Annotated in this window: 20 protein-coding genes and 2 tRNA genes; 14 read left to right on the forward strand and 8 right to left on the reverse strand. The window is 68.8% G+C overall.

What is annotated here, in order from left to right; translation table 11 throughout:
• Window positions 1–3 precede the first annotated feature (3 nt).
• The 5 genes from ABZU43_RS00950 to rpmH form a co-directional block, all read right to left on the reverse strand.
• Complete coding sequence (locus ABZU43_RS00950) at window positions 4–621, reverse strand: R3H domain-containing nucleic acid-binding protein (protein WP_355004552.1); 618 nt, start codon at window positions 619–621, stop codon at window positions 4–6.
• A gap of 212 nt (window positions 622–833) precedes the next feature.
• On the reverse strand, window positions 834–1,823 hold the full coding sequence (yidC, locus tag ABZU43_RS00955; protein WP_355005161.1) for a membrane protein insertase YidC: 990 nt from the start codon (window positions 1,821–1,823) through the stop codon (window positions 834–836).
• Window positions 1,824–1,825: 2 nt separating this feature from the next.
• Window positions 1,826–2,122, reverse strand: a complete 297-nt coding sequence (yidD, locus tag ABZU43_RS00960; RefSeq protein WP_355004553.1) for a membrane protein insertion efficiency factor YidD — start codon at window positions 2,120–2,122, stop codon at window positions 1,826–1,828.
• The gene (gene rnpA / locus ABZU43_RS00965) at window positions 2,119–2,535 is read right to left on the reverse strand and encodes a ribonuclease P protein component (protein ID WP_355004554.1); all 417 of its coding nucleotides are present in this window, start codon (window positions 2,533–2,535) and stop codon (window positions 2,119–2,121) included. Before rnpA ends, yidD begins: the two co-directional genes overlap by 4 nt.
• Window positions 2,536–2,569: 34 nt before the next feature.
• Entirely contained in the window at window positions 2,570–2,707 is a 138-nt protein-coding gene (gene rpmH, locus ABZU43_RS00970; RefSeq protein ID WP_007453904.1) for a 50S ribosomal protein L34, read from the reverse strand.
• Window positions 2,708–3,333: 626 nt separating this feature from the next.
• On the opposite strand from rpmH, the gene dnaA reads away from it, so the two are divergent.
• The 5 genes from dnaA (at window position 3,334) to ABZU43_RS00995 (ending at window position 9,740) form a co-directional block, all read left to right on the forward strand.
• A complete protein-coding gene (gene dnaA, locus ABZU43_RS00975; protein WP_355005162.1) occupies window positions 3,334–5,163 on the forward strand; it encodes a chromosomal replication initiator protein DnaA in 1,830 nt (609 codons plus the stop codon).
• 776 nt (window positions 5,164–5,939) lie between these two features.
• Entirely contained in the window at window positions 5,940–7,073 is a 1,134-nt protein-coding gene (gene dnaN, locus ABZU43_RS00980; protein WP_210782097.1) for a DNA polymerase III subunit beta, read from the forward strand.
• Between the two features lie 40 nt (window positions 7,074–7,113).
• Window positions 7,114–7,986 (forward strand): phosphogluconate dehydrogenase (NAD(+)-dependent, decarboxylating), encoded by an 873-nt coding sequence (gnd, locus tag ABZU43_RS00985; protein ID WP_091396544.1) that lies wholly within the window; start codon window positions 7,114–7,116, stop codon window positions 7,984–7,986.
• A gap of 16 nt (window positions 7,987–8,002) precedes the next feature.
• Window positions 8,003–9,136, forward strand: a complete 1,134-nt coding sequence (gene recF / locus ABZU43_RS00990) for a DNA replication/repair protein RecF (RefSeq protein ID WP_355004555.1) — start codon at window positions 8,003–8,005, stop codon at window positions 9,134–9,136.
• Window positions 9,126–9,740: a DciA family protein gene (locus ABZU43_RS00995; protein WP_355004556.1), complete on the forward strand. Its 615-nt coding sequence runs from the start codon at window positions 9,126–9,128 to the stop codon at window positions 9,738–9,740. The genes recF and ABZU43_RS00995 overlap by 11 nt, the downstream gene beginning before the upstream one ends.
• 10 nt (window positions 9,741–9,750) lie before the next feature.
• On the opposite strand, the gene ABZU43_RS01000 is transcribed toward ABZU43_RS00995, so the two are convergent.
• Complete coding sequence (locus tag ABZU43_RS01000; protein WP_355004557.1) at window positions 9,751–9,978, reverse strand: hypothetical protein; 228 nt, start codon at window positions 9,976–9,978, stop codon at window positions 9,751–9,753.
• 125 nt (window positions 9,979–10,103) lie between these two features.
• Here ABZU43_RS01000 and ABZU43_RS01005 point away from each other — a divergent pair, with 125 nt between their 5' ends.
• Complete coding sequence (locus ABZU43_RS01005) at window positions 10,104–10,592, forward strand: MarR family transcriptional regulator (RefSeq protein ID WP_355004558.1); 489 nt, start codon at window positions 10,104–10,106, stop codon at window positions 10,590–10,592.
• On the opposite strand, the gene ABZU43_RS01010 is transcribed toward ABZU43_RS01005, so the two are convergent.
• The gene (locus ABZU43_RS01010) at window positions 10,577–11,131 is read right to left on the reverse strand and encodes a hypothetical protein (protein WP_355004559.1); all 555 of its coding nucleotides are present in this window, start codon (window positions 11,129–11,131) and stop codon (window positions 10,577–10,579) included. The genes ABZU43_RS01005 and ABZU43_RS01010 overlap by 16 nt on opposite strands.
• A gap of 522 nt (window positions 11,132–11,653) precedes the next feature.
• Between ABZU43_RS01010 and gyrB the strand changes: the two genes are divergently transcribed.
• From gyrB to ABZU43_RS01040, 6 genes are all read left to right on the forward strand, one after another.
• Window positions 11,654–13,600, forward strand: a complete 1,947-nt coding sequence (gene gyrB / locus ABZU43_RS01015) for a DNA topoisomerase (ATP-hydrolyzing) subunit B (RefSeq protein ID WP_355004560.1) — start codon at window positions 11,654–11,656, stop codon at window positions 13,598–13,600.
• Between the two features lie 130 nt (window positions 13,601–13,730).
• Window positions 13,731–16,253 (forward strand): DNA gyrase subunit A, encoded by a 2,523-nt coding sequence (gene gyrA, locus ABZU43_RS01020; RefSeq protein ID WP_355004561.1) that lies wholly within the window; start codon window positions 13,731–13,733, stop codon window positions 16,251–16,253.
• Between the two features lie 4 nt (window positions 16,254–16,257).
• Entirely contained in the window at window positions 16,258–17,172 is a 915-nt protein-coding gene (locus ABZU43_RS01025; RefSeq protein WP_355004562.1) for a DUF3566 domain-containing protein, read from the forward strand.
• Between the two features lie 151 nt (window positions 17,173–17,323).
• Window positions 17,324–17,397: transfer RNA gene (locus ABZU43_RS01030), tRNA-Ile, on the forward strand.
• Window positions 17,398–17,439: 42 nt separating this feature from the next.
• Complete coding sequence (locus ABZU43_RS01035; RefSeq protein WP_209444550.1) at window positions 17,440–17,568, forward strand: DLW-39 family protein; 129 nt, start codon at window positions 17,440–17,442, stop codon at window positions 17,566–17,568.
• Window positions 17,569–17,602: 34 nt separating this feature from the next.
• Window positions 17,603–17,678: transfer RNA gene (locus ABZU43_RS01040), tRNA-Ala, on the forward strand.
• On the opposite strand, the gene ABZU43_RS01045 is transcribed toward ABZU43_RS01040, so the two are convergent.
• On the reverse strand, window positions 17,649–17,861 hold the full coding sequence (locus ABZU43_RS01045; protein ID WP_355004563.1) for a hypothetical protein: 213 nt from the start codon (window positions 17,859–17,861) through the stop codon (window positions 17,649–17,651). The genes ABZU43_RS01040 and ABZU43_RS01045 overlap by 30 nt on opposite strands.
• A gap of 133 nt (window positions 17,862–17,994) precedes the next feature.
• Here ABZU43_RS01045 and ABZU43_RS01050 point away from each other — a divergent pair, with 133 nt between their 5' ends.
• Window positions 17,995–18,615, forward strand: a complete 621-nt coding sequence (locus ABZU43_RS01050) for a hypothetical protein (protein ID WP_355004564.1) — start codon at window positions 17,995–17,997, stop codon at window positions 18,613–18,615.
• A 316-nt stretch (window positions 18,616–18,931) separates the two neighbouring features.
• On the forward strand, window positions 18,932–19,864 hold the full coding sequence (locus ABZU43_RS01055; protein ID WP_355004565.1) for a GNAT family N-acetyltransferase: 933 nt from the start codon (window positions 18,932–18,934) through the stop codon (window positions 19,862–19,864).
• The last annotated feature ends 333 nt before the right edge of the window (window positions 19,865–20,197 follow it).

Raw genomic sequence — 20,197 nt, forward strand, 5'->3', positions numbered from 1 at the left:
CGGTCAGTCCGCGGGCCGTACGACGATGCGCCGGTTCGGCTCCACACCCTCGGACTCGCTCGCCACGCCGGACATGGCGTTGACGACGTCGTGCACGCACTTGCGCTCGAACGCGGACATCGCGTCCAGGCGGACCGGCTCGCCGTACTCCTTGACCTTCTCGACGGCGTTCTTGGCGACCGCGGCGAGTTCCTTACGGCGGTTCGCCCGGTAGCCACCGACATCGAGCAGCAGACGGCTCGGCGTACCGGTCTGCCGGAAGACGGCAAGGCGGGTAAGTTCCTGGAGCGCCTCCAGGGTGGCGCCGCGCTGACCGACCAGATTCTGCAGCCGCTCGCCGACCACCTCGACCATGGGACGGCCGGCGGCGACCAGCTCGTCGATGTCGCCGTCGTAGTCGAGGATGTCGAGCAGGCCTTCGACGTAGTCGGCGGCGATCTCGCTCTGCCGGAACAGGTCGCCCTCGCCCACAGCCTTCTTCACCCGGGTGCCGGCGGCGGTGTCGGTGTGGTCGTCCGCCTCGGTGTCATCGGCTTCGGTGTCGTCACCGTCCACCGCGATCGTGGCGGTCTCCTCCTCGTCCACTGACTGCTCGGCGCGGGGGATGCTGGTCTCGGTCACGGTCTCATCTCCGTACTCGCTCGGCCGGACCGTCGGGTCCGACTGGTTTCCCGGGGCCGGCTGGAGGTTGCCGGTGACCACAGGCACGTCTGTACGGGCAGTGTCGCCCGTGGCCGCGCGGTGCGCGGTCGGTTCCGCCCGGCGCCGGCCGTACGGCGGCTGCGCGGTGCGGAACGGGCCGCCGCCGGATCGCCGGCGACGGCCCTCGCTGGTCAGCCCTGTCGCTTGGCGGGGCGGCTCTTCTTCGGGTTGTTCACCGGCTTGGCACCCGGCTTCGGCCCGGCAACCTTGGGCGCGGTCGCCTTGACCGGGGCCGGCGGGGTGGCCTTTCCGCGACCGAACAGGCCACCGGACTTGGCGGGCTGCACCGGGTTACGGCTGGCGGCGGGCGCGACGGCCTTCTTGGCGGTCACCGGCGGCGGGAACTTCCGCAGCACCCACTGCTGCTGGCCCAGGGTGAAGAGGTTGTTGGTGACCCAGTAGATGATGACGCCGATCGGGAAGATCGCGCCGGAGATCAGCAGCGACGCGGGGATGCCGTAGAGCATCAGTCGCTGGATCATCCGCTGCTGCGGGTCCTCGGCCCAGCCGGTCTTGAGGATCATCTGACGGCTGGTCAGGTAGGTGGTGGCGATCATGACCAGGACCAGGACACCAGCAATGATCTTCACGGTGCTGCCGTTGGCGCCGAGGCTGGCCAGCTCGTCGGCCGTCGAGCCGAACTTGCCGGCGATCGGGGCGGTGAAGAGCTTCGCCTGCGAGGCGCTCTCGAACTGGTCGGCGGTCCAGCCGTAGAGGGTCTTGTTCTGCTTGTCCGGGTCGAGCCGGCGCAGCACGTGGAAGAGGCCCAGGAACACCGGGATCTGAAGGAACATCGGAAGGCAACCCATCAGCGGGTTGGCCTTCTCCTTCTTGTAAAGCTCCATCATTTCTTTCTGGAGCGTCTCCCGGTCACCCTTGTGCTTCTCCTGAAGCTCCTTGACCTTGGGCTGGAGCGCCTGCATCGCCCGCTGGGACTTGATCTGCTTGACGAAGACCGGGAACAGGATCACCCGGACGGTGACCACCAGGAAGATGATGGCCAGGATCCAGGCGAAGTTGGTGCCGATCACCGCACCGACGGGCACCCCGATGGCGTCCCAGGCAGAGTGCCAGGTCAGCAGGATCCACGAAATCGCGAAGTAGATCCAGTCGAGACTCAGACTCAATTCGGGGCTCCAGTCACATCAGCACGGCGGCGGCCGCCCGGCTCCGGCACCGGGTCATGTCCACCAGGGTGAAAGGGGTGGCAGCGCAACAACCGCCGGGCCGCCAGCACGGCTCCCCGGAGCGCGCCGTGCCGAACGACCGCCTCCTGGGCGTACGCACTGCACGACGGGTAGAACCGACAGCGAGCCGGCAGTGCCGGACTTATCCACCGACGGTACGCGATGATGGGCGCGATCAGCACCTTGGCACCGGTTGTCGACGGCCGTGGGCTGCTCTGCTCGGTGCCGCTCATCGGGACCGCCGTTCGCGCGGCGACCGGGCGACCGCGATGGCGGCGTCCAGGTCGGTGGCGAGCCGAGGGTACGACGCCTGCGCGGCGGCGGGGAGCGCCCGGACGACAAGCGTGCTGCCGGCGGGCAGGTCGGTCAGTCGTTCCCGGACCAGCGCCCGCAGTCGGCGCCGGACCCGGTTACGGGTCACCGCGTTGCCGACCGCCTTGGACACGACGAAGCCGGCACGGGACGGCACGGACGACTGCTCCGCACTGTTGTCCCGTACCGGCTCCGGCAAGGTCGGTGTGCTGGGGTCGACGGTCACCGGCACGCTCAGGTGGACCACGACGGCACCACGTCCGGCGCGTCGGCCACCGCGAACCGCTGCGGCGAAGTCAGTGCTGCGCCGCAGTCGCTGTGCGACGGCCAGCACGACTGCCCACGTCCCCTGGACCGGCCCGGTCGGCTCAGGCCGACAGGGTGGTGCGACCCTTGGCGCGACGGCTCGACAGGATGGCACGGCCGGCACGGGTGCGCATGCGCAGCCGGAAGCCGTGGGTCTTCGCGCGCCGGCGGTTGTTCGGCTGGTAGGTGCGCTTGCTCACGTCAGGCTCTCCGTTTTCGTACGCGCCCCGCGCGACGGGATCGCCGGGGTCGTGTGGTGGTCCAGGCCACCTCGACGGTGGCCCACGATCGGTGCTGTCCGGCGGAGCGGGACCTCGGCGATGCGGGGTTGCGACCGCGGACAGCAAGCACCCATCACCCTAGCAGAGGGCGAGAAAGCAGCCGTTCCAGCCTACGCAGGGGTGCAATGACCGTCAAACACCCCGAGCAGGGGGACAACGGGACGCGCCCGAGGCCGAAGGGCGGTTTTCACTGATGCCGACAAGGCCGTCGCCGCGTCGCCGGTTGATGGCGCAGGGACAACGCTGTTACCGTGCCCGATTGCGGTGAGCGTCGGAAGCTCCGGTCGTCGCGCAGGCAAGACCGGACATGGCAGTGAATCGTTCGGCACGGTGAACCCGCTTCAGCGCCCGATCAGGCAGGGGCAGGTCCCACCCGCGTCCGGCGGCGGCCACAATCGGTCGGTACACAGGCTGTGGATAACTTGTGGATGACCACCGGTCGACCGTCCGGGTGGGTGTTGTTCCACCCGCGAACGCGGCGGGCCCGGGACGGCCGGCTGGCAGACAGCGGCGGCCGGGAGCAGAAGCGAGGGGGTGGCACGACGGTGGCCGGTACGACCGACCTTGCCGCGGTGTGGTTAGCGGCGACCGACGAGCTCGCCGACGAGATCATCTCCGCCCAGCAGCGTGCCTATCTCCGACTGACCCGGCTGCGAGCGATAGTCGAGGACACCGCACTGCTCTCCGTCCCGGACGCGTTCACCCGCGACGTGATCGAGTCACGGCTGCGCCCGGCGATCACCGAGGCGCTCACCCGCCGGCTCGGCCGACCGATCCAGGTCGCGGTCACCGTCCGGGTGGCCGAGGACGCCACCGGCCGACCGGCCGGCACCGTCTACCGCAGCGCCCCGGAGACCGGGCAGCTCGACATCGACGGCCCGGGTGTCACGCCGTACGACGACGACCAGGGCGCTCGACAGTCGGCCGACGCGATGATCCCTGAGCAGTCGCCAGCGCCGCGTCACCCCGATCCGGGTCCGCTGCCCGCGCCGGCGGGTCCGCCGCTCGCGCCGCCGGTGGAGGGGCATCGCGCGGGGTTGATTCCCGCCAGCAGGGACGGGCAGGAGGCGCTGTTCAGCGCCTCCTTCGCGGAGCCCCTGCGGCCCTCCCGGTCGGGTCCGGACCGGCGCGGTTACGACGAGCAGGCCGCCCGCCTGGACCCGTCCGGCCCCGACACCCGGCCCTACGATCCCCGCTACCGGGACGACTCGGCGTCACCGCGCGACCAGCACGTGATCCGTTCGCTCCCCCGGGACAGCGGGACGGACAGCGGCCCGGGTCGCAGCGCGGTGGACCACCGGCCCGGTGGGCGGGACGACCGCCGGTTGCCCGGGGCCGACACCGGCGGCAACCGGCTCAACCCGAAGTACATGTTTGAGACGTTCGTCATCGGCTCGTCCAACCGCTTCGCCCACGCCGCGAGCGTGGCGGTGGCGGAGTCGCCGGCCAAGGCGTACAACCCGCTGTTCATCTACGGGCACTCCGGGTTGGGCAAGACGCACCTGTTGCACGCCATCGGGCACTACGCCACGACGCTCGGCAACGCCCGCTCGGTCCGGTACGTGTCCACCGAGGAATTCACCAACGACTTCATCAACTCGCTCCGGGACGACAAGACCAGCGCGTTCCAACGGCGCTACCGCGACGTCGACATCCTGTTGATCGACGACATCCAGTTCCTGGAGAACCGCGAGCGCACCCAGGAGGAGTTCTTCCACACCTTCAACACCCTGCACAACGCCAACAAGCAGATCGTGATCACCTCTGACCGGTCGCCGCGCCAGCTCGCGACCCTCGAGGACCGGATGCGAACCCGGTTCGAGTGGGGGCTGCTGGCCGACATCCAGCCACCGGATCTGGAGACCCGGATCGCGATCCTGCAGAAGAAGGCGGCGCAGGAGCGGATGTACGCCCCGCCGGACGTGTTGGAGTTCATCGCCTCCAGGGTGTCGAACTCGATCCGGGAGCTGGAGGGCGCGCTGATCCGGGTGACAGCGTTCGCCAGCCTGACCCGGTCGACCGTCGAGCTGTCGCTGGCCGAGGAGGTGCTTCGGGACTTCATGCCCGACGGCGCCGGTCCGGAGATCAACGCTGACCAGATCATGGCCTCGACCGCTGACTACTTCGGTGTGAGCCTGGAGGATCTGCGCGGCCAGTCGAGGTCCCGGGTGCTGGTCAACGCCCGCCAGGTGGCCATGTACCTGTGTCGGGAGTTGACCGAGCTGTCGCTGCCCCGGATCGGGCAGGCGTTCGGTGGCCGGGACCACACCACTGTGATGCACGCCGACCGGAAGATTCGTCAGCAGATGGCGGAGCGCCGTTCGCTCTACAACCAGATCGCCGAGCTGACCAACCGCATCAAACAGAACAGCTGAGGCGTACGACCGCCCGCACGGCGGCGCACAGCCGCAGGACACGCCCGACCGGATCTCCGGTCGGGCGTTCTTTTTGGTCAGTCAGCTGGACTCTCAACATGGTGCAGACCACAGCATTGAGGCCGTGACCGCCTCGATCCCCACTCGTTGTCCACAGCTCGTTGTCCACCGTCGGTGGATAACTACGGACCGTCCTTCGCCAGTTACCCACAGGCTGTGGAGAAACCCTGTGTACGAGGCTGTGGACGCCTGGGGACGACGGTCAGGTTATCCACCGATCATCATCAACCTGTGTACGAGCTGTTGAAGGTTCTGGGGATGACGGCAATGGTGATCTTCCCCGCGGTCCACAGGCTTGGGGAGAAAGTCGGTGGATTACCGGTGGACAACCGGTGGACAACGGTGGACAACCGGCGGTCGTCGGCGAGCTGTGGACACACAAGCCGGTTGTACCCCGGGTTCTCCACAGCTAAATCACCGGTGGATAACGTGTCTGACCTGCGCAGACTTCGGTTTTCCACAGTTTGCACAGGTGCGATGAAGACGATGAGTTATCTCTTCTAAGAGAACAAAAACCAATCATCACCGTTGGGCTTTCTGTGGATCGGGCCGAACGCTGTCGGATCAGCCGGTCAGCATCGACACGATCCATGGGGTCGGGCGCACAGCCGATGTCCCCGCGCCCTAAGGTGCGATGGGTACCCGCACGGTCGGGCGGGACGGTAGGCAGCGGTCGGCATGAGAGAGTTGTCGCTGACGTCGACGCGGAGGCATTGATGAAGTTCCGAGTGGAGCGCGACGCGCTCGCCGAGGCTGTGGCGTGGACCGCGAAGAGCCTGCCCAACCGGCCATCCGTACCGGTGCTCGCCGGGGTGATGCTCCGCGTCACCGACGGCAACCTGCGGGTCTCCGGGTTCGACTACGAGGTCTCCAGCCAGGTGACCGTCGAGGTGCAGGGCGACGCCGACGGTGCCGCGCTCGTCTCCGGCCGCCTGCTCGCCGAGATCACCAAGGCGTTGCCGGCCAAGCCGGTCGACATCGCCGCGGTCGGCGCGCATCTCGAGTTGGTCTGTGGCAGCGCCCGGTTCACGTTGCCCACCATGCCGGTGGAGGACTACCCCGCGCTGCCCGAGATGCCGCAGAGCGCCGGCACTGTCGACGCCGCGGCGTTCGCCACCGCTGTGGCCCAGGTGGCCATCGCCGCCGGTCGTGACGAGACGCTGCCGATGATGACCGGCGTCCGCGTGGAGTTGTCGGGCGACACCCTGTCGATGCTCGCCACCGACCGTTACCGGTTGGCGCTGCGCGAGATCCAGTGGCGGCCGGACGACCCCGAGGTGAGCATCAACGCCCTGGTGCCCGCCCGCACCCTGAACGACACCGCCAAGGCCCTCGGCCCGCTGGGCGGCGAGGTCACCCTCGCCCTCGCCCAGGGCGCTGCGGGCGAGGGCATGGTTGGCCTCGCCGGCGGCACCCGACGTACCACCAGCCGGCTGCTCGACGGCGCCAACTACCCGCCGGTGCGGTCACTCTTCCCGGCCACCCACAACGCCGCGGCGCGGGTGCCGGTCAGCACGCTGATCGAGGTGGTCAAGCGGGTCGCGCTGGTCGCCGAACGGACCACCCCGGTGCTGCTCAGCTTCAGCGCCGACGGCCTGGTGGTCGAGGCCGGCGGTTCCGAGGAGGCACGGGCCAGCGAGGCGATGGAGGCGACCTTCACCGGTGAACCGCTGACCATCGGCTTCAACCCGCAGTACCTCATCGACGGTCTGGCAAACCTGGGCGCTCAGACGGCCGTGCTCTCGTTCGTCGACGCCTTCAAACCCGCGGTGATCTCACCCGCTGGCGAGGATGGCGAGGTCATTCCGGGGTACCGGTACCTCATCATGCCGATCCGCGTCTCGCGCTGATCGCGCCCAGCAACACCCAGATCCACGGAGGTAGAAACACATGCAGCTCGGCCTGGTAGGACTCGGCCGTATGGGCGGCAACATGCGGGAGCGGTTGCGTTCGGCCGGGCACGAGGTGGTCGGCTTCGACCACAACGCGCAGATCAGCGACGTCACGACCATCGCGGGCCTCGCCGAGAAGCTTGAGTCGCCGCGCGCGGTCTGGGTCATGGTGCCCGCCGGTGTCACCGACGCCACCATCGACGAGCTCGCCGAGGTGCTCGGCGAGGGCGACATCATCATCGACGGCGGCAACTCGCGCTTCAGCGACGACGCCCCCCGCGCGGAGCGACTCAACCAGCGGGGCATCGGCTACATGGACGTCGGGGTCTCCGGCGGCGTCTGGGGCCGGCAGAACGGCTACGGGCTGATGGTCGGCGGTGCCCAGGAGCACGTGGACCGCCTGATGCCGATCTTCAACGCGCTCAAGCCGGAGGGTGAGTTCGGCTTCGTGCACGCCGGCCCCGTCGGTGCCGGGCACTACTCGAAGATGGTGCACAACGGCATCGAGTACGGCCTGATGCACGCCTACGCCGAGGGCTACGAGCTGATGGCCGCCTCGGAGCTGGTGACCAACGTGCCGGGCGTCATCAAGTCCTGGCGGGAGGGCACTGTCGTCCGTTCCTGGCTGCTCGACCTGCTCGACCGGGCGCTCGACGAGGATCCGGAGCTGGCCGATCTGAGCGGCTACACGGAGGACACCGGCGAGGGCCGGTGGACTGTCGACGAGGCGGTCCGGCTGGCGGTGCCGCTGAACGTCATCACCGCTTCGCTCTTCGCCCGGTTCGCCTCGCGGCAGGACGACTCGCCCGCCATGAAGGCCGTCTCCGCGCTGCGTCAGCAGTTCGGTGGCCACGCCGTCCACAAGCGCTGAGCGGTATCCACAACCTGTGTACGTTCACCGGCTGGAACTGGTCGACTTCCGCTCGTACGAGCGGGTGGCCGTCGACCTCCAGCCGGGAGCCAACGTCCTGATCGGGGCCAACGGCGTCGGCAAGACCAACCTCGTCGAGGCGCTGGGCTACGTGGCGACCCTGGACTCGCACCGGGTCGCCACCGACGCGCCTCTGGTCCGGATGGGCGCCACGTCCGCGGTGATCCGCTGCGCTGTGGTGCACGACGGCCGCGAACTCCTGGTCGAGCTGGAAATCGTGCCCGGCAAGGCCAACCGGGCGCGACTGGGCCGGTCACCGGCGCGGCGGGCACGGGACGTGCTCGGTGCGCTCCGGCTGGTGCTCTTCGCCCCGGAAGATCTTGAGCTGGTCCGGGGCGATCCGGCTGAGCGCCGCCGCTACCTGGACGACCTGCTGGTCAACCGGCAGCCCCGGTTCGCGGGCGTGCGGGCCGACTACGAGCGGGTCGTCAAGCAGCGCAACGCCCTGCTGCGCACGGCGTACCTGGCCCGCAAGACCGGTGGCTCCCGCGGTGGTGATCTCGGCACCCTCGCGGTCTGGGACACCCACCTGGCCCAGCACGGGGCGGAGCTGCTCGCCGGCCGCCTGGAGCTGGTGGCCGCGCTCACCCCGCACGTGGCAAAGGCGTACGACGCGGTGGCCGCCGGTCGGGGTGCGGCGGGCATCACCTACCGGCCCTCGATCGAGCTCGCCGAGCCGACCACCGATCGGGCCGCGCTGGCCGAGGCGCTGACGGCGGCGCTGTCCGCGTCCCGCTCCGCCGAGATCGAGCGGGGCACCACCCTGGTCGGCCCACACCGCGACGAGTTGGCGCTGAGCCTCGGTCCACTGCCCGCCAAGGGGTACGCCAGCCACGGTGAGTCGTGGTCGTTCGCCCTCGCGTTGCGGCTGGCCGGGTACGACCTGTTGCGCGCCGACGGCATCGAGCCGGTGCTGGTGCTCGACGACGTCTTCGCGGAGTTGGACACAGGCCGCCGGGAGCGGTTGGCGGAGCTGGTCGGCGGGGCGAGTCAGCTGCTGGTCACCTGCGCCGTGGACGACGACGTGCCGGCCGCCCTGCGCGGCACCCGCTACCAGGTAGGCGAAGGGACGGTACGCCGTGTCGGATGAGCCAGGCAGCAAACGACCAGCGGCCGGCGACGGTCCTGCTGCGCGTACCCCGAAGGCGGCACAGGGTTCGGCGGGCGGTGAGCCGTCGGCGGCCGCCAGCGGGCCGGAGCTGGCCCGGGCGGTGCTCGACGCGGCGCTGTCCCGACGGCAGGCGGCGGCCCGCGCCCGACGTACCCCCGGTGGTGGCGGCGACGCTGCCGGCGGCTCGGGGCGGCGGTTGCGCGGCTACTCCGGCCCTGGGCCCGACCCGCGCGATCCGCAGCCGCTCGGCGCCGTGCTCAACCGGCTGGTGAAGGCGCGCGGCTGGCAGCAGCCGGCCGCCGAGGCCACCGTGTTCGGCGCCTGGGAGCGGGTCGTCGGCGCGGAGGTCGCGCAGAACAGTCGCCCGGTGAAGTTGGAGAACGGCGAGCTGACGGTGGAGGCGCGTTCGACAGCCTGGGCCACCCAGCTGCGGCTGCTCGCCGGCTCGCTGCTCAAGCAGATCGCCAGCGAGGTCGGGCACAACGTGGTGCGCAAGCTGCACATTCACGGCCCGGCCGCGCCCTCGTGGGGAAAGGGGCCGCGCCGGGTACGCGGCCGGGGCCCGCGCGACACCTACGGCTGAGCTGCGCCGGTCAGCCTCGCCGGTCGGCCTCGCGTGCTGCCCGCTTGCGTTCCCGCTGTTCCCGGGTGAAGCGCTTGCGCTCGGCCAGGTCACGTTTCCACGCCTCACGGGCCTCGGCCGAGCCGCCCTGCACCGCGCCCTGCACACCCTCGGCCGGGCCCGCGAGGTGCCGGAAGGCCCACCGCATCAGTCGGCCGCCCTCGCCCGGGGCCTTGGTGACCGCGCCGTCCTCGCTCATCTGCCGCCCTCTTCCGCGCGTCGCCTCGCCGGTGCTCGCCCATCGCACGAGCAGACCTTTGGGGCACCAATGGTTGGTGTACCAATGATCGGTACGATAGTCACCGTGCGCAGGGAGGGCAACCGATGAGCGAACGACCGGGCGGCGTCGACCCGCTGGCCCTGGAGCAGCAGGTCTGCTTCGCCCTCTCGGTCGCCGCGCGCAGCGTGGTGGCCGTCTACCGGCCACTGCTGGAGCCGATGGGGCTGACCCATCCGCAGTACCTGGTGATGTTGGCGCTCTGGCAGCACGCGCCACTGTCCGGTCGTGACCTCAGTCGCCTGCTCCAGCTCGACCCGGGCACGCTGTCACCCCTGCTCAAGCGGCTGGAGGCAGCCGGCTACCTGCGCCGGGAACGCGACCCGAGCGACGAGCGCAGCCTCGCCGTCACCCTCACGGCCAGCGGTGCCGCGCTGCGGAGTCAGGCCGAGCTGATCCCGGCCGCGATAGTGCAGCGGCTCGGGCTGCCCGTCGAGGACCTGCAACATCTGCACGCCGTGCTCACGAAGGTGATCTCGGCAGCCAACCGGCCGGCCGCCTCGGAGACCGACGCGGCGGCTCAGGCGTCGGCGTAGACGGCGAACCCGCGCTCGGCGCAGCGCCGGTAGAACGCCGCCAGCACGCCCAGCTCGGCGCAGGTGAAGTTCCACTGCGGCGGGTCACCGCTCTCGTCGCGCAGCGCGTCGAGCCGGCTCTCCAGCCAGCGCAGCTGCTGCTCGGCCAACCGACCGTCGCCGAGCAGGGAGCGCAACACGGTGCTCACCGACTCGAAGGTGACCGCCTCGCCGGTCGGACGGTGCGCGGCCACGAACCGTTCGATGCCGCTCGCGATCCAGGAGCAGCCGTCCGGGTCGATCACCGGGTCCTCGTCCTCGGCGGCGGCGTCTGTGGCGTACAACACACCTTCGAGGCCGAGGAGCAGATCCACCAACTCGGTGTACGCGGTCGCCCGGATGGTGCCGGTCTTCGCGATCAGCTCGGCCAGCGCCGCGGTCGGCGCGGAGATGCGCGGCAGGTCGACGATCTCGCCGAAGTCGACGAACTCGGCCGGCGCGACCGGATCGTAGAAGCGGCCGGTCCGCGGCCAGTGCACCGCGACGTTGTCCAGCCCCATCTGTCACCTCTTAAAGAGCACGTGTCGGGTCGATCGGGTCGATCGTCCCGGTTCCAACCGGTAAAGATCAAGGCCGGTTCCGGGGCGCCGCAAACGTACGGCACCGACGCTTCGGCCGCGACCCCCGACCCGCCCGACTGCGGGTCAACCCGTCCTGGGGCGGCGCGTGCGATGGGGGTCAGGCGTGTGGGGGGAGTCGTGGGCGGCAGGGTTCTGCCGGCTATGGACTTCTCAGCCGCCTCGCTGAGGGTGCCGAGTGGCGGTTCTGTCCCCCGCGCACAGTAGGATTGACAGCGAGACGAAGACCCGGTGCGGGAGTGCGACGGGGCCGGTGGGCCCCAGATTCATTCTCCACGTCGGGTCGAGCCGATCGCGATCCGCGGGCAACCGCGGCGACCGGCGCGTTCGACCCGCTGTCCGGAGTTCTTCGGCACAGGTCTGCGCGCCGACGTCGCGTCCTGTCCGCCGAACCCGCGCCCGACGCGCCCTACCGGCGCGGCTGACGCGAGAAAGTGGCCGAGGGTGGCAGCGCAGGACAAGCAGGAGTACGGCGCAGAGTCGATCACCGTTCTCGAGGGGCTGGAGGCAGTTCGCAAGCGGCCCGGTATGTACATCGGGTCCACCGGCGAGCGCGGTCTGCACCACCTCGTCTGGGAGGTCGTCGACAACGCTGTCGACGAGGCGATGGCCGGCTACTGCGACACCATCGACGTGGTGCTGCTCGCCGACGGCGGCGTCCGGGTCACCGACAACGGCCGTGGTTTCCCGGTCGACCTCCACCCGAAGCTCAAGAAGCCGGGTGTCGAGGTCGCGCTGACCGTGCTGCACGCGGGTGGCAAGTTCGACGGCAAGGCGTACGCGGTCTCCGGTGGTCTGCACGGCGTCGGCGTTTCCGTGGTGAACGCGCTGTCGACGAAGATGGCCGTGGTGATCCACAAGTCCGGCTTCGTCTGGCGGCAGCAGTACACCAACTCCAAGCCCGGCCAGCTGGAAAAGGGCGAGACCACCGACAGCACCGGCTCGGCCGTCTCCTTCTGGCCCGACCCGGACGTCTTCGAGACGATCGACTTCGACTTCCAGACCATCTACCGACGCCTGCAGGAGATGGCCTTCCTCAACCGGGGCATCACCATCCACCTGCTCGACGAGCGGGTGGCGGAGGACGAGGAAGGCAAGACCCGCGAGGTCACCTTCCGCTACGACGGCGGTATCGCCGACTTCGTCCGGCACCTCAACGCCTCCAAGAACCCGATGCACAAGACGGTGGTCGAGTTCGAGGCCGAAGAGGAGGGCATGTCCCTCGAGATCGCCATGCAGTGGAACGAGTCGTACGGCGAGTCGGTCTACACCTTCGCCAACAACATCAACACGCACGAGGGCGGCACCCACGAGGAGGGCTTCCGGTCGGCGCTGACCAGCGTCGTCAACCGGTACGGCACCGACAAGAAGCTGCTCAAGGGCGACGAGAAGCTCTCCGGCGAGGACATCCGCGAGGGCTTGGCCGCGATCATCTCGGTCAAGCTGACCAACCCGCAGTTCGAGGGCCAGACCAAGACGAAGCTGGGCAACACTCCGGTGAAGAGCTTCGTGCAGCGGGTCTGCAACGACCGGCTTGTCGACTGGTTCGACCGCAACCCGGCCGAGGCCAAGACGATCATCCAGAAGGCTTCCCAGGCGGCCCGGGCGCGGATTGCCGCCCAGCAGGCGCGCAAGCTGGCCCGGCGCAAGTCGCTGCTGGAATCCGGCTCGATGCCGGGCAAGCTGGCCGACTGCCAGTCGACCGACCCCCGCGAGTCCGAGGTGTTCATCGTCGAGGGTGACTCGGCCGGCGGCTCGGCCAAGCAGGGCCGCGACCCGCGGACCCAGGCGATCCTGCCGATCCGCGGCAAGATCCTCAACGTGGAGAAGGCCCGGATCGACCGGGTGCTGAAGAACAACGAGGTCCAGGCGCTGATCACCGCGCTGGGCACCGGCATCCACGACGACTTCGACATGGAGAAGCTGCGCTACCACAAGGTGGTGCTGATGGCCGACGCGGACGTCGACGGCCAGCACATCCAGACGCTGCTGCTCACCCTGCTGTTCCGCTTCATGCGTCCGCTTGTCGAGATGGGGAACGTCTACCTGGCCGCCCCGCCGCTCTACAAGATCAAGTGGAACAAGAAGGGCGACGACGCCCAGTACGCGTACTCCGACCGCGAGCGGGACGGTCTGATCGCGCTGCGCCAGCAGAAGAAGCCGAATGCGAAGCCGGATGACATCCAGCGCTTCAAGGGCCTCGGCGAGATGAACTATCCCGAGCTGTGGGAAACCACGATGAACCCCGCGACGCGTACCCTGCGTCAGGTCACTCTCGACGACGCGGCGACCGCCGACGAGTTGTTCAGTGTGTTGATGGGTGAGGACGTCGAGGCGCGCCGGTCGTTCATCCAGCGCAACGCCAAGGACGTGCGGTTCCTGGATATCTGACGGGCTGCGCCGGATCGGCCGGGCATCGCTCGGCCGATCCGGCGGTCCACAGAGTTATCCACAGCTTGGCCGGTATCCACAGCCGTTATCCACAGCACGAAAACGACTCTGAGTCTGATAAGGGTACACAGTGACTGATTCGCCCGAGTCCACACCGAACGAGCCAGAGGTCCCCGCCGAGGCCATCGCCGCGGTGGTCGCGCACGACCGGATCGAACCGGTCGGGCTCGAGGTGGAGATGCAGCGCTCCTACCTCGACTACGCGATGAGCGTCATCGTCGGTCGCGCGCTGCCGGACGTCCGGGACGGCCTCAAGCCGGTCCACCGCAAGATCCTCTACGCGATGTTCGACTCTGGCTACCGCCCGGACCGCGGCTACGTGAAGTGCTCCCGCGTCGTCGGTGACGTGATGGGTCAGTTCCACCCGCACGGCGACTCGGCGATCTACGACGCGCTGGTCCGGATGGCGCAGTCGTGGTCGCTGCGCTACCCGCTGGTCGACGGCAACGGCAACTTCGGCTCGCCGGGTAACGACCCGGCCGCCGCCATGCGATACACCGAGTGCAAGCTCGACCCCCTCGCCATGGAGATGCTGCGGGACATCGACGAGGACACCGTCGACCTGCAGGACAACTACGACGGCCGGGCCAAGGAGCCCACCATCCTGCCGTCGCGGATCCCCAACCTGCTGGTGAACGGCTCCGAGGGCATCGCTGTCGGTATGGCCACCAAGATCCCGCCGCACAATCTGCGGGAGATCGGCGCGGCGGTGCAGTGGTGCCTGGAGCACCCGGAGGAGGACGAGGAGACCACCCTCGAAGCCCTGCTCGGCATCGTCAAGGGCCCGGACTTCCCGACCTACGGCCTGATCGTCGGCACCACCGCGATCCAGGACGCGTACCGCACCGGTCGCGGCTCGATCCGGATGCGCGCCGTGGTGGAGGTCGAGGAGGACAAGCGGGGCCGCCCCTGCCTGGTCGTCAGCGAGTTGCCCTACCAGGTCAACCCGGACAACCTCGCCGAGCGGATCGCCGAGCTGATCAAGGAGGGCAAGCTCGCCGGGATCGCCGACATCCGTGACGAGTCCTCCGGTCGTACCGGCATGCGGATCGTCCTGGTGCTCAAGCGCGACGCGGTCGCCAAGGTCGTGCTGAACAACCTCTACAAGCACACCCAGCTCCAGGAGACCTTCGGCGCCAACATGCTGGCCCTGGTCGACGGGGTGCCGCGCACGCTCAACCTGGCCCAGTTCCTCCGCTACTACGTCGAGCACCAGATCGACGTGATCCGCCGGCGGACCGCGTACCGGCTGCGCAAGGCCGAGGAGCGGGCACACATCCTGCGGGGGCTGGGCAAGGCGCTGGACGCGCTGGACGAGGTGATCGCCCTGATCCGGCGCTCCCCGACGGTGGACGACGCCCGGCAGGGCCTGATCCGGCTGCTGGAGATCGACGAGATTCAGGCGACCGCGATCCTGGACATGCAGCTGCGCCGGCTCGCCGCCCTGGAGCGGCAGCGGATCATCGACGACCTGGCGAAGCTCGAGATCGAGATCGCCGACCTCAAGGACATCCTCGCCAAGCCCGAGCGGCAGCGGAAGATCGTCTCGGAGGAGCTGGGCGAGATCGTCTCCAAGTGGGGCGACGACCGCCGGACGCAGATCATCCCGTTCGACGGCGAGGTCTCGATGGAGGACCTCATCGCCCGCGAGGACGTGGTCGTCACGATCACCCGCACCGGGTACGCCAAGCGGACCAAGGTCGATCTGTACCGCTCACAGCGGCGCGGCGGTAAGGGCGTCAGCGGCGCCACGCTGCGGCAGGACGACATCGTCAGCCACTTCTTCGTCTGCTCGACCCACGACTGGATCCTGTTCCTCACGAACAAGGGCCGCGTCTACCGGGCCAAGGCGTACGAGTTGCCGGAGGCCAGTAGGGTAGCCAAGGGCCAACACGTGGCCAATCTGCTCGCCTTCCTACCCGACGAGCAGATCGCGCAGATCATTGAGATCCCGAACTACCAGGTAGCCCCCTATCTGGTACTGGCCACGAAGAACGGCCTGGTGAAGAAGACGCGGCTCGAGGAGTTCGACTCCAACCGTTCCGGCGGCATCATCGCGATCAACCTGCGCGATGAGGACGAGCTGGTCGGTGCTGCGCTGGTTGCGCCGGAGAACGACCTGCTGCTGGTCTCCAAGAAGGCACAGGCGATCCGGTTCAACGCCTCGGACGAGGCGTTGCGGCCGATGGGCCGGGCCACCTCCGGTGTGATCGGCATGCGCTTCACGGACGACGACGTCCTGCTCGCCATGGAGGTCGTGCGGGAAGGTCTGGACGTTCTGGTGGCCACGAACGGGGGATACGCGAAGCGGACCCCGATCGAGGAATACCCGGTGCAGGGCCGGGGAGGTAAGGGCGTGTTGACTGCAAAGATCACCGAACGGCGCGGTGGTCTGGTTGGCGCTGTGGTGATCGATCCGGACGACGAGCTGTTTGCGATCACCAGCAACGGTGGTGTCATTCGGACTCCGGTGAAGCCTGTACGGCGTACACGTGACCGGAACACAATGGGGGTCAAGCTGATGGACCTCCCGGACGGCGTGACTATCGTGGCGATTGCTCGCAATGCCGACGAGCCTGACGAACAGGACTAGTTGAATGACGGAGACACAGGCGAAGTCGGGGAACACGGGGACCTCGGCCAAACCGGTCGACGAGGAGGCCGCCAAGGGCGGCACACCAGCGACCGGCCGCGCGGCCGTGGGCCGGGCAACGGTCCCCGCCGATGCGCCTGCCCCGAAGTTCACCAGGGCTCCAGGTATGACACCCCCGCCGGAGCAACCGGGCGAGGACGGCGAGTCCAGCGACAAGACCGAGGCGACCAGCGCCGAGGCGCCGACGTCGGCCGCCGCCAATCCTCCGGGTCCGGCGGCGGCACCCTCGGCACGTCCGGCGACCACCCAGCCGATCGGTCTCCGGGCCGGTCAGGCGGCGTCAACCGGGTCCACCGGCACCCAGCCGCGGATCACACCCGGGATGACCCAGCCACAGCCGGACGCGGCGCGGGCGACCGCCACCGCCGGCCGCCCGGCCAGCGGCGGTGGCCTGCCACCGGGGATCGGCAACGCGTCCGCCGTCGGCGCAGCCCGCGTCGGTGATGCGGTGCGTGCGGCGCGTACGTCGGTCAGTTCGGCCGCCTCCCGAGGACCGCGACGGGCCCGGCTGAACCTCAAGCGGATCGACCCGTGGTCCGTGATGAAGTTCGCATTCGCGGTGTCGGTGGTGCTCTTCATCGTCGTGGTGGTAGCCACCTCGGTGCTCTACCTGGCGCTGGACGCGATGGGTGTGTTCCAGAGCGTCAACGAGAGCCTGAGCGATCTGGTCAACGCCGGCGGTGGGCAGAGCACCAGCGGCTTCCAGATCACCGCCAAGGGCGTGATCCTCAGCTCGGCGCTGATCGGCCTGGTCAACGTGGTGCTGTTCACCGCGCTGGCCACCCTTGGCGCGTTCGTCTACAACGTCTGCGCCGACCTGGTCGGCGGGATCGAGCTGACCCTCGCCGAGCGGGACTGAGCGACCGGGACGCCGGGGCGCCGCGGAAAGCGGTCGCTCCGGCGTCCCGTACTCGGGTAGGTTTTGCAGGCGGCGACGGGCCTGGCTCGCAAGCCGGACCCCCGATTTGGGGCCGGCGGAGCGGATGGGTTAATCTTGCTCGTCGCAACGCGGGGCTATAGCTCAGTCGGTTAGAGCGCAGAGCTGATAACTCTGAGGTCGATGGTTCGATTCCATCTAGCCCCACCGCATGTCGTCCGACGGTAGTCGAGCGCGAGGGGTCGCCCCATGTTCAAGAAGCTGCTGATTCTGGCTGGCGTCGTCGGTGTGGCCGCCGTCGTGTTCAACAAGATCAAGGCATCGAACGACGAGCGTGCCCTGTGGCACGAGGCGACCACCGCGCCCGACCTGCGCTGACGCTCGCGCCGCGCGCCAATCGCCGCGCAATCGCGGGGCCCTAGCTCAACTGGCAGAGCACTGCCTTTGCAAGGCAGGGGTTAGGGGTTCGAGTCCCCTGGGCTCCACCAGCACTTCCTTGGTTGATCTCGGTCCCGAGTACAGCCATTCGTCCGGATCGTGGAGTGCCCGAGCAGCTCCATGACTGTCCGCAGCTCCTCGCCCTGGTCGAGCAGGAACGTGGCGAAGGCGTGCACCTTGATGATGCTGGCCGGCGCTAGGTTCCCGCGCAGCCCGGTGAGGAACCGCTCCACGTCCCGAGGCGTCAGATGCCGCCGCAGATCACCTCACCGGGCACCACGAGGGCTACCAGCCTACGACTGCCCGACGAGGAGATCCGCCTCCCTGCCTGGTTGCTACGCTTCGCGGCCTGACAGGGAGGGAACCGTGAGCAAGTTCCTAGACCGCTTTCGCAAGGTTGACCGAAGTGAGCCTGCTCCGGGCCTCAACCCGGAAGGCGCTGCCCTCGGTATCGCGGCGGCCCGTCGGCTGAGGGAACTCGGACACGTCAAGATTCAGCGCGGTCTGACGGAAGCGGAACTTGCTCACGTGGAACACGCCTTCGGCTTTCAGTTCGCCGACGACCACCGCGCCTTCCTGGTCGCCGGGCTACCGACCGGGCCTTCTTGGCCAGACTGGCGAAGAGGAGACCACGCGGCCCTCCGTGATCGCCTTGCGTGGCCCGCTCATGGCGTGTTGTTCGATGTCGAGCACAACGGCTACTGGCATGAGAGCTGGGGGGAGCGGCCCAGTAACCGCCGTGAGGCTGTAGCAGCTGCCGAGCCGCACCTTCAGAACGTGCCGCAGATGGTTCCGGTGTTCGGGCACCGTTTCCTGCCCTCCGGCCGCGGCTCGTACGGGCACCCGGTCCTGTCGATTCATCAGACCGACATCATCTTCTACGGCGACGACCTGGAGGACTACATCTATTCGGAGTTTGGTGGACCAGCACCGGACCGAGACCAGGAGCCGCAAGCCACCGTCCCCTTCTGGAGAGACTTCCTCTAGCTGGTCCTGTACAGCCATCTGTACAGCCAAGCCGGCTGACAGCCAGGAGTGACCAGCGACGGCGGTCGACAAGTCGAGCCGGTCAGCGGCACCGGCCGACGCTTACCTAGAGTCCAGTCCGGCCGCCGCGCGGAGCTGCTCGGAGCGCCGGTTGACGTTTCGTGGCTCCATCGCGGTGCCGATGGCGCTGGCGAAGTCCAGATAGGTCGCGGCGGCGACCTGACGCACCAGCGTCCGAGGGATGGTGTGTAGCCGAGCGAGAGGAGCCTCCTGTGCCCCTGCGAATCATGGTGCTGAGCTTCGCTAGCCTCTGCACGTGATCTTCTACCGCGCTGCCGCCCTCGGAGACATCGACCGCGTGACCCCGTGGATCGTGACCGAGCCCGTTGGGTGGATCCCCGCCGACCGTTACCTGGCCGAACTGGCCGAGGACATGTACCGGCCGGAATGGACATGGATCGCCGAGCATGACGGCCAGGTCGTGGGGCGGGCATTGTGGTGGGGGCCGAAGGGCAGCCTGTATCCGGTCGCGCTTGACTGCCTCGATGTGGATCCTGCCGTGGGTGACCGCGCCGCTGTCGCCGCCGAGCTGATCAGGGCGGCGCTGGCTGGGTTCCCGGAGCCGGTTCAGTACCAGATCAAGGTCACCGGTGGCTGGCGTGACGATCCGGCTACCTCGGCTGCGGTGGAGTGGCGGCGGGCGGCGGCGCACGCGGCTGGCCTCACCCGGGAGGTGGAGCGGCTGCAGTTCGAGTGGGCACCCGCCGACGGGGTGCCCCCCGCGGCCGGCAGGCTGCGGTTCACCGAGGCCTCCGACGAGGAGTTCCTCGCGGTGTTCAGGAGAATCGCCGAGGGGAGCCTGGATGCCCAGACCCGTGCGAACCTGGCCGCCAAGGGCGTGGACGCGACCGCGCGCGAAGAGATGGACTTCTATCTCAGGGCGCCGGGGAAGCGGGAGTGGTGGCGGATCGCCTACACGCGCGAGGGCGAGGTGGCGGGCATGGCGATTCCCTCCGCGACCCCGTACAACGTGAACGTCGGCTATCTCGGGGTCGTGCCGGAGTTCCGCGGGCGCGGCTACGTGGACGAGGTGCTCGCCGAGATCACGCGCCTTCACGCGACCAACGGGGAGTCGCGCATCACCGCCACCACCGACATGGGCAACGCGCCTATGGCGGCCGCTTTCGGTCGCGCCGGATACCGCACCACGGAGATCCGGATCAACCTTTCCAACGACGTCGAGCACTAGACGAGGAAAGGTCGGTGCCGACGTTGCAGCACCAGCAGACGCCGACCGACAGCAGTCTTGACCTTTGCAAGGCAGGGGTTAGGGGTTCGAGTCCCCTGGGCTCCACCGCCGCTTCCCTGTTCAGTCCTGCTGCCGACGGCCGGATGGGCCGGCGTCGAGGTCTGGACCGAAGCCCTCAGTTCGCACTGAGTCCGCAGCAGCTTCCGGTGGGGTGTGGTTGTGGAGGACGTCAACCCGGCCGCGGACGCCAGCAGCGTCGGGACCGGGATCGGAGCCGGTGGGGAGACGAGGGTCTGGCCGAGGTCGCCGCCTGTTCGCTCGATCGCGTCCGTG

This window comes from Micromonospora sp. NPDC005205 (assembly GCF_040608275.1).
In the GTDB taxonomy this organism is placed as follows: Bacteria; Actinomycetota; Actinomycetes; order Mycobacteriales; family Micromonosporaceae; genus Micromonospora.

Excerpts from the sequence above, each read along its gene's own strand:
- ABZU43_RS01035 (WP_209444550.1), top strand. The coding sequence starts at position 17,440 with ATGTTCAAGAAGCTGCTGATTCTGGCTGGCGTCGTCGGTGTGGCCGCC.
- ABZU43_RS01005 (WP_355004558.1), top strand. The coding sequence starts at position 10,104 with ATGAGCGAACGACCGGGCGGCGTCGACCCGCTGGCCCTGGAGCAGCAG.
- dnaN (WP_210782097.1), top strand. The coding sequence starts at position 5,940 with ATGAAGTTCCGAGTGGAGCGCGACGCGCTCGCCGAGGCTGTGGCGTGG.
- gnd (WP_091396544.1), top strand. The coding sequence starts at position 7,114 with ATGCAGCTCGGCCTGGTAGGACTCGGCCGTATGGGCGGCAACATGCGG.
- ABZU43_RS01010 (WP_355004559.1), bottom strand. The coding sequence starts at position 11,131 with ATGGGGCTGGACAACGTCGCGGTGCACTGGCCGCGGACCGGCCGCTTC.
- ABZU43_RS01000 (WP_355004557.1), bottom strand. The coding sequence starts at position 9,978 with ATGAGCGAGGACGGCGCGGTCACCAAGGCCCCGGGCGAGGGCGGCCGA.
- yidD (WP_355004553.1), bottom strand. The coding sequence starts at position 2,122 with ATGAGCGGCACCGAGCAGAGCAGCCCACGGCCGTCGACAACCGGTGCC.
- ABZU43_RS01025 (WP_355004562.1), top strand. The coding sequence starts at position 16,258 with ATGACGGAGACACAGGCGAAGTCGGGGAACACGGGGACCTCGGCCAAA.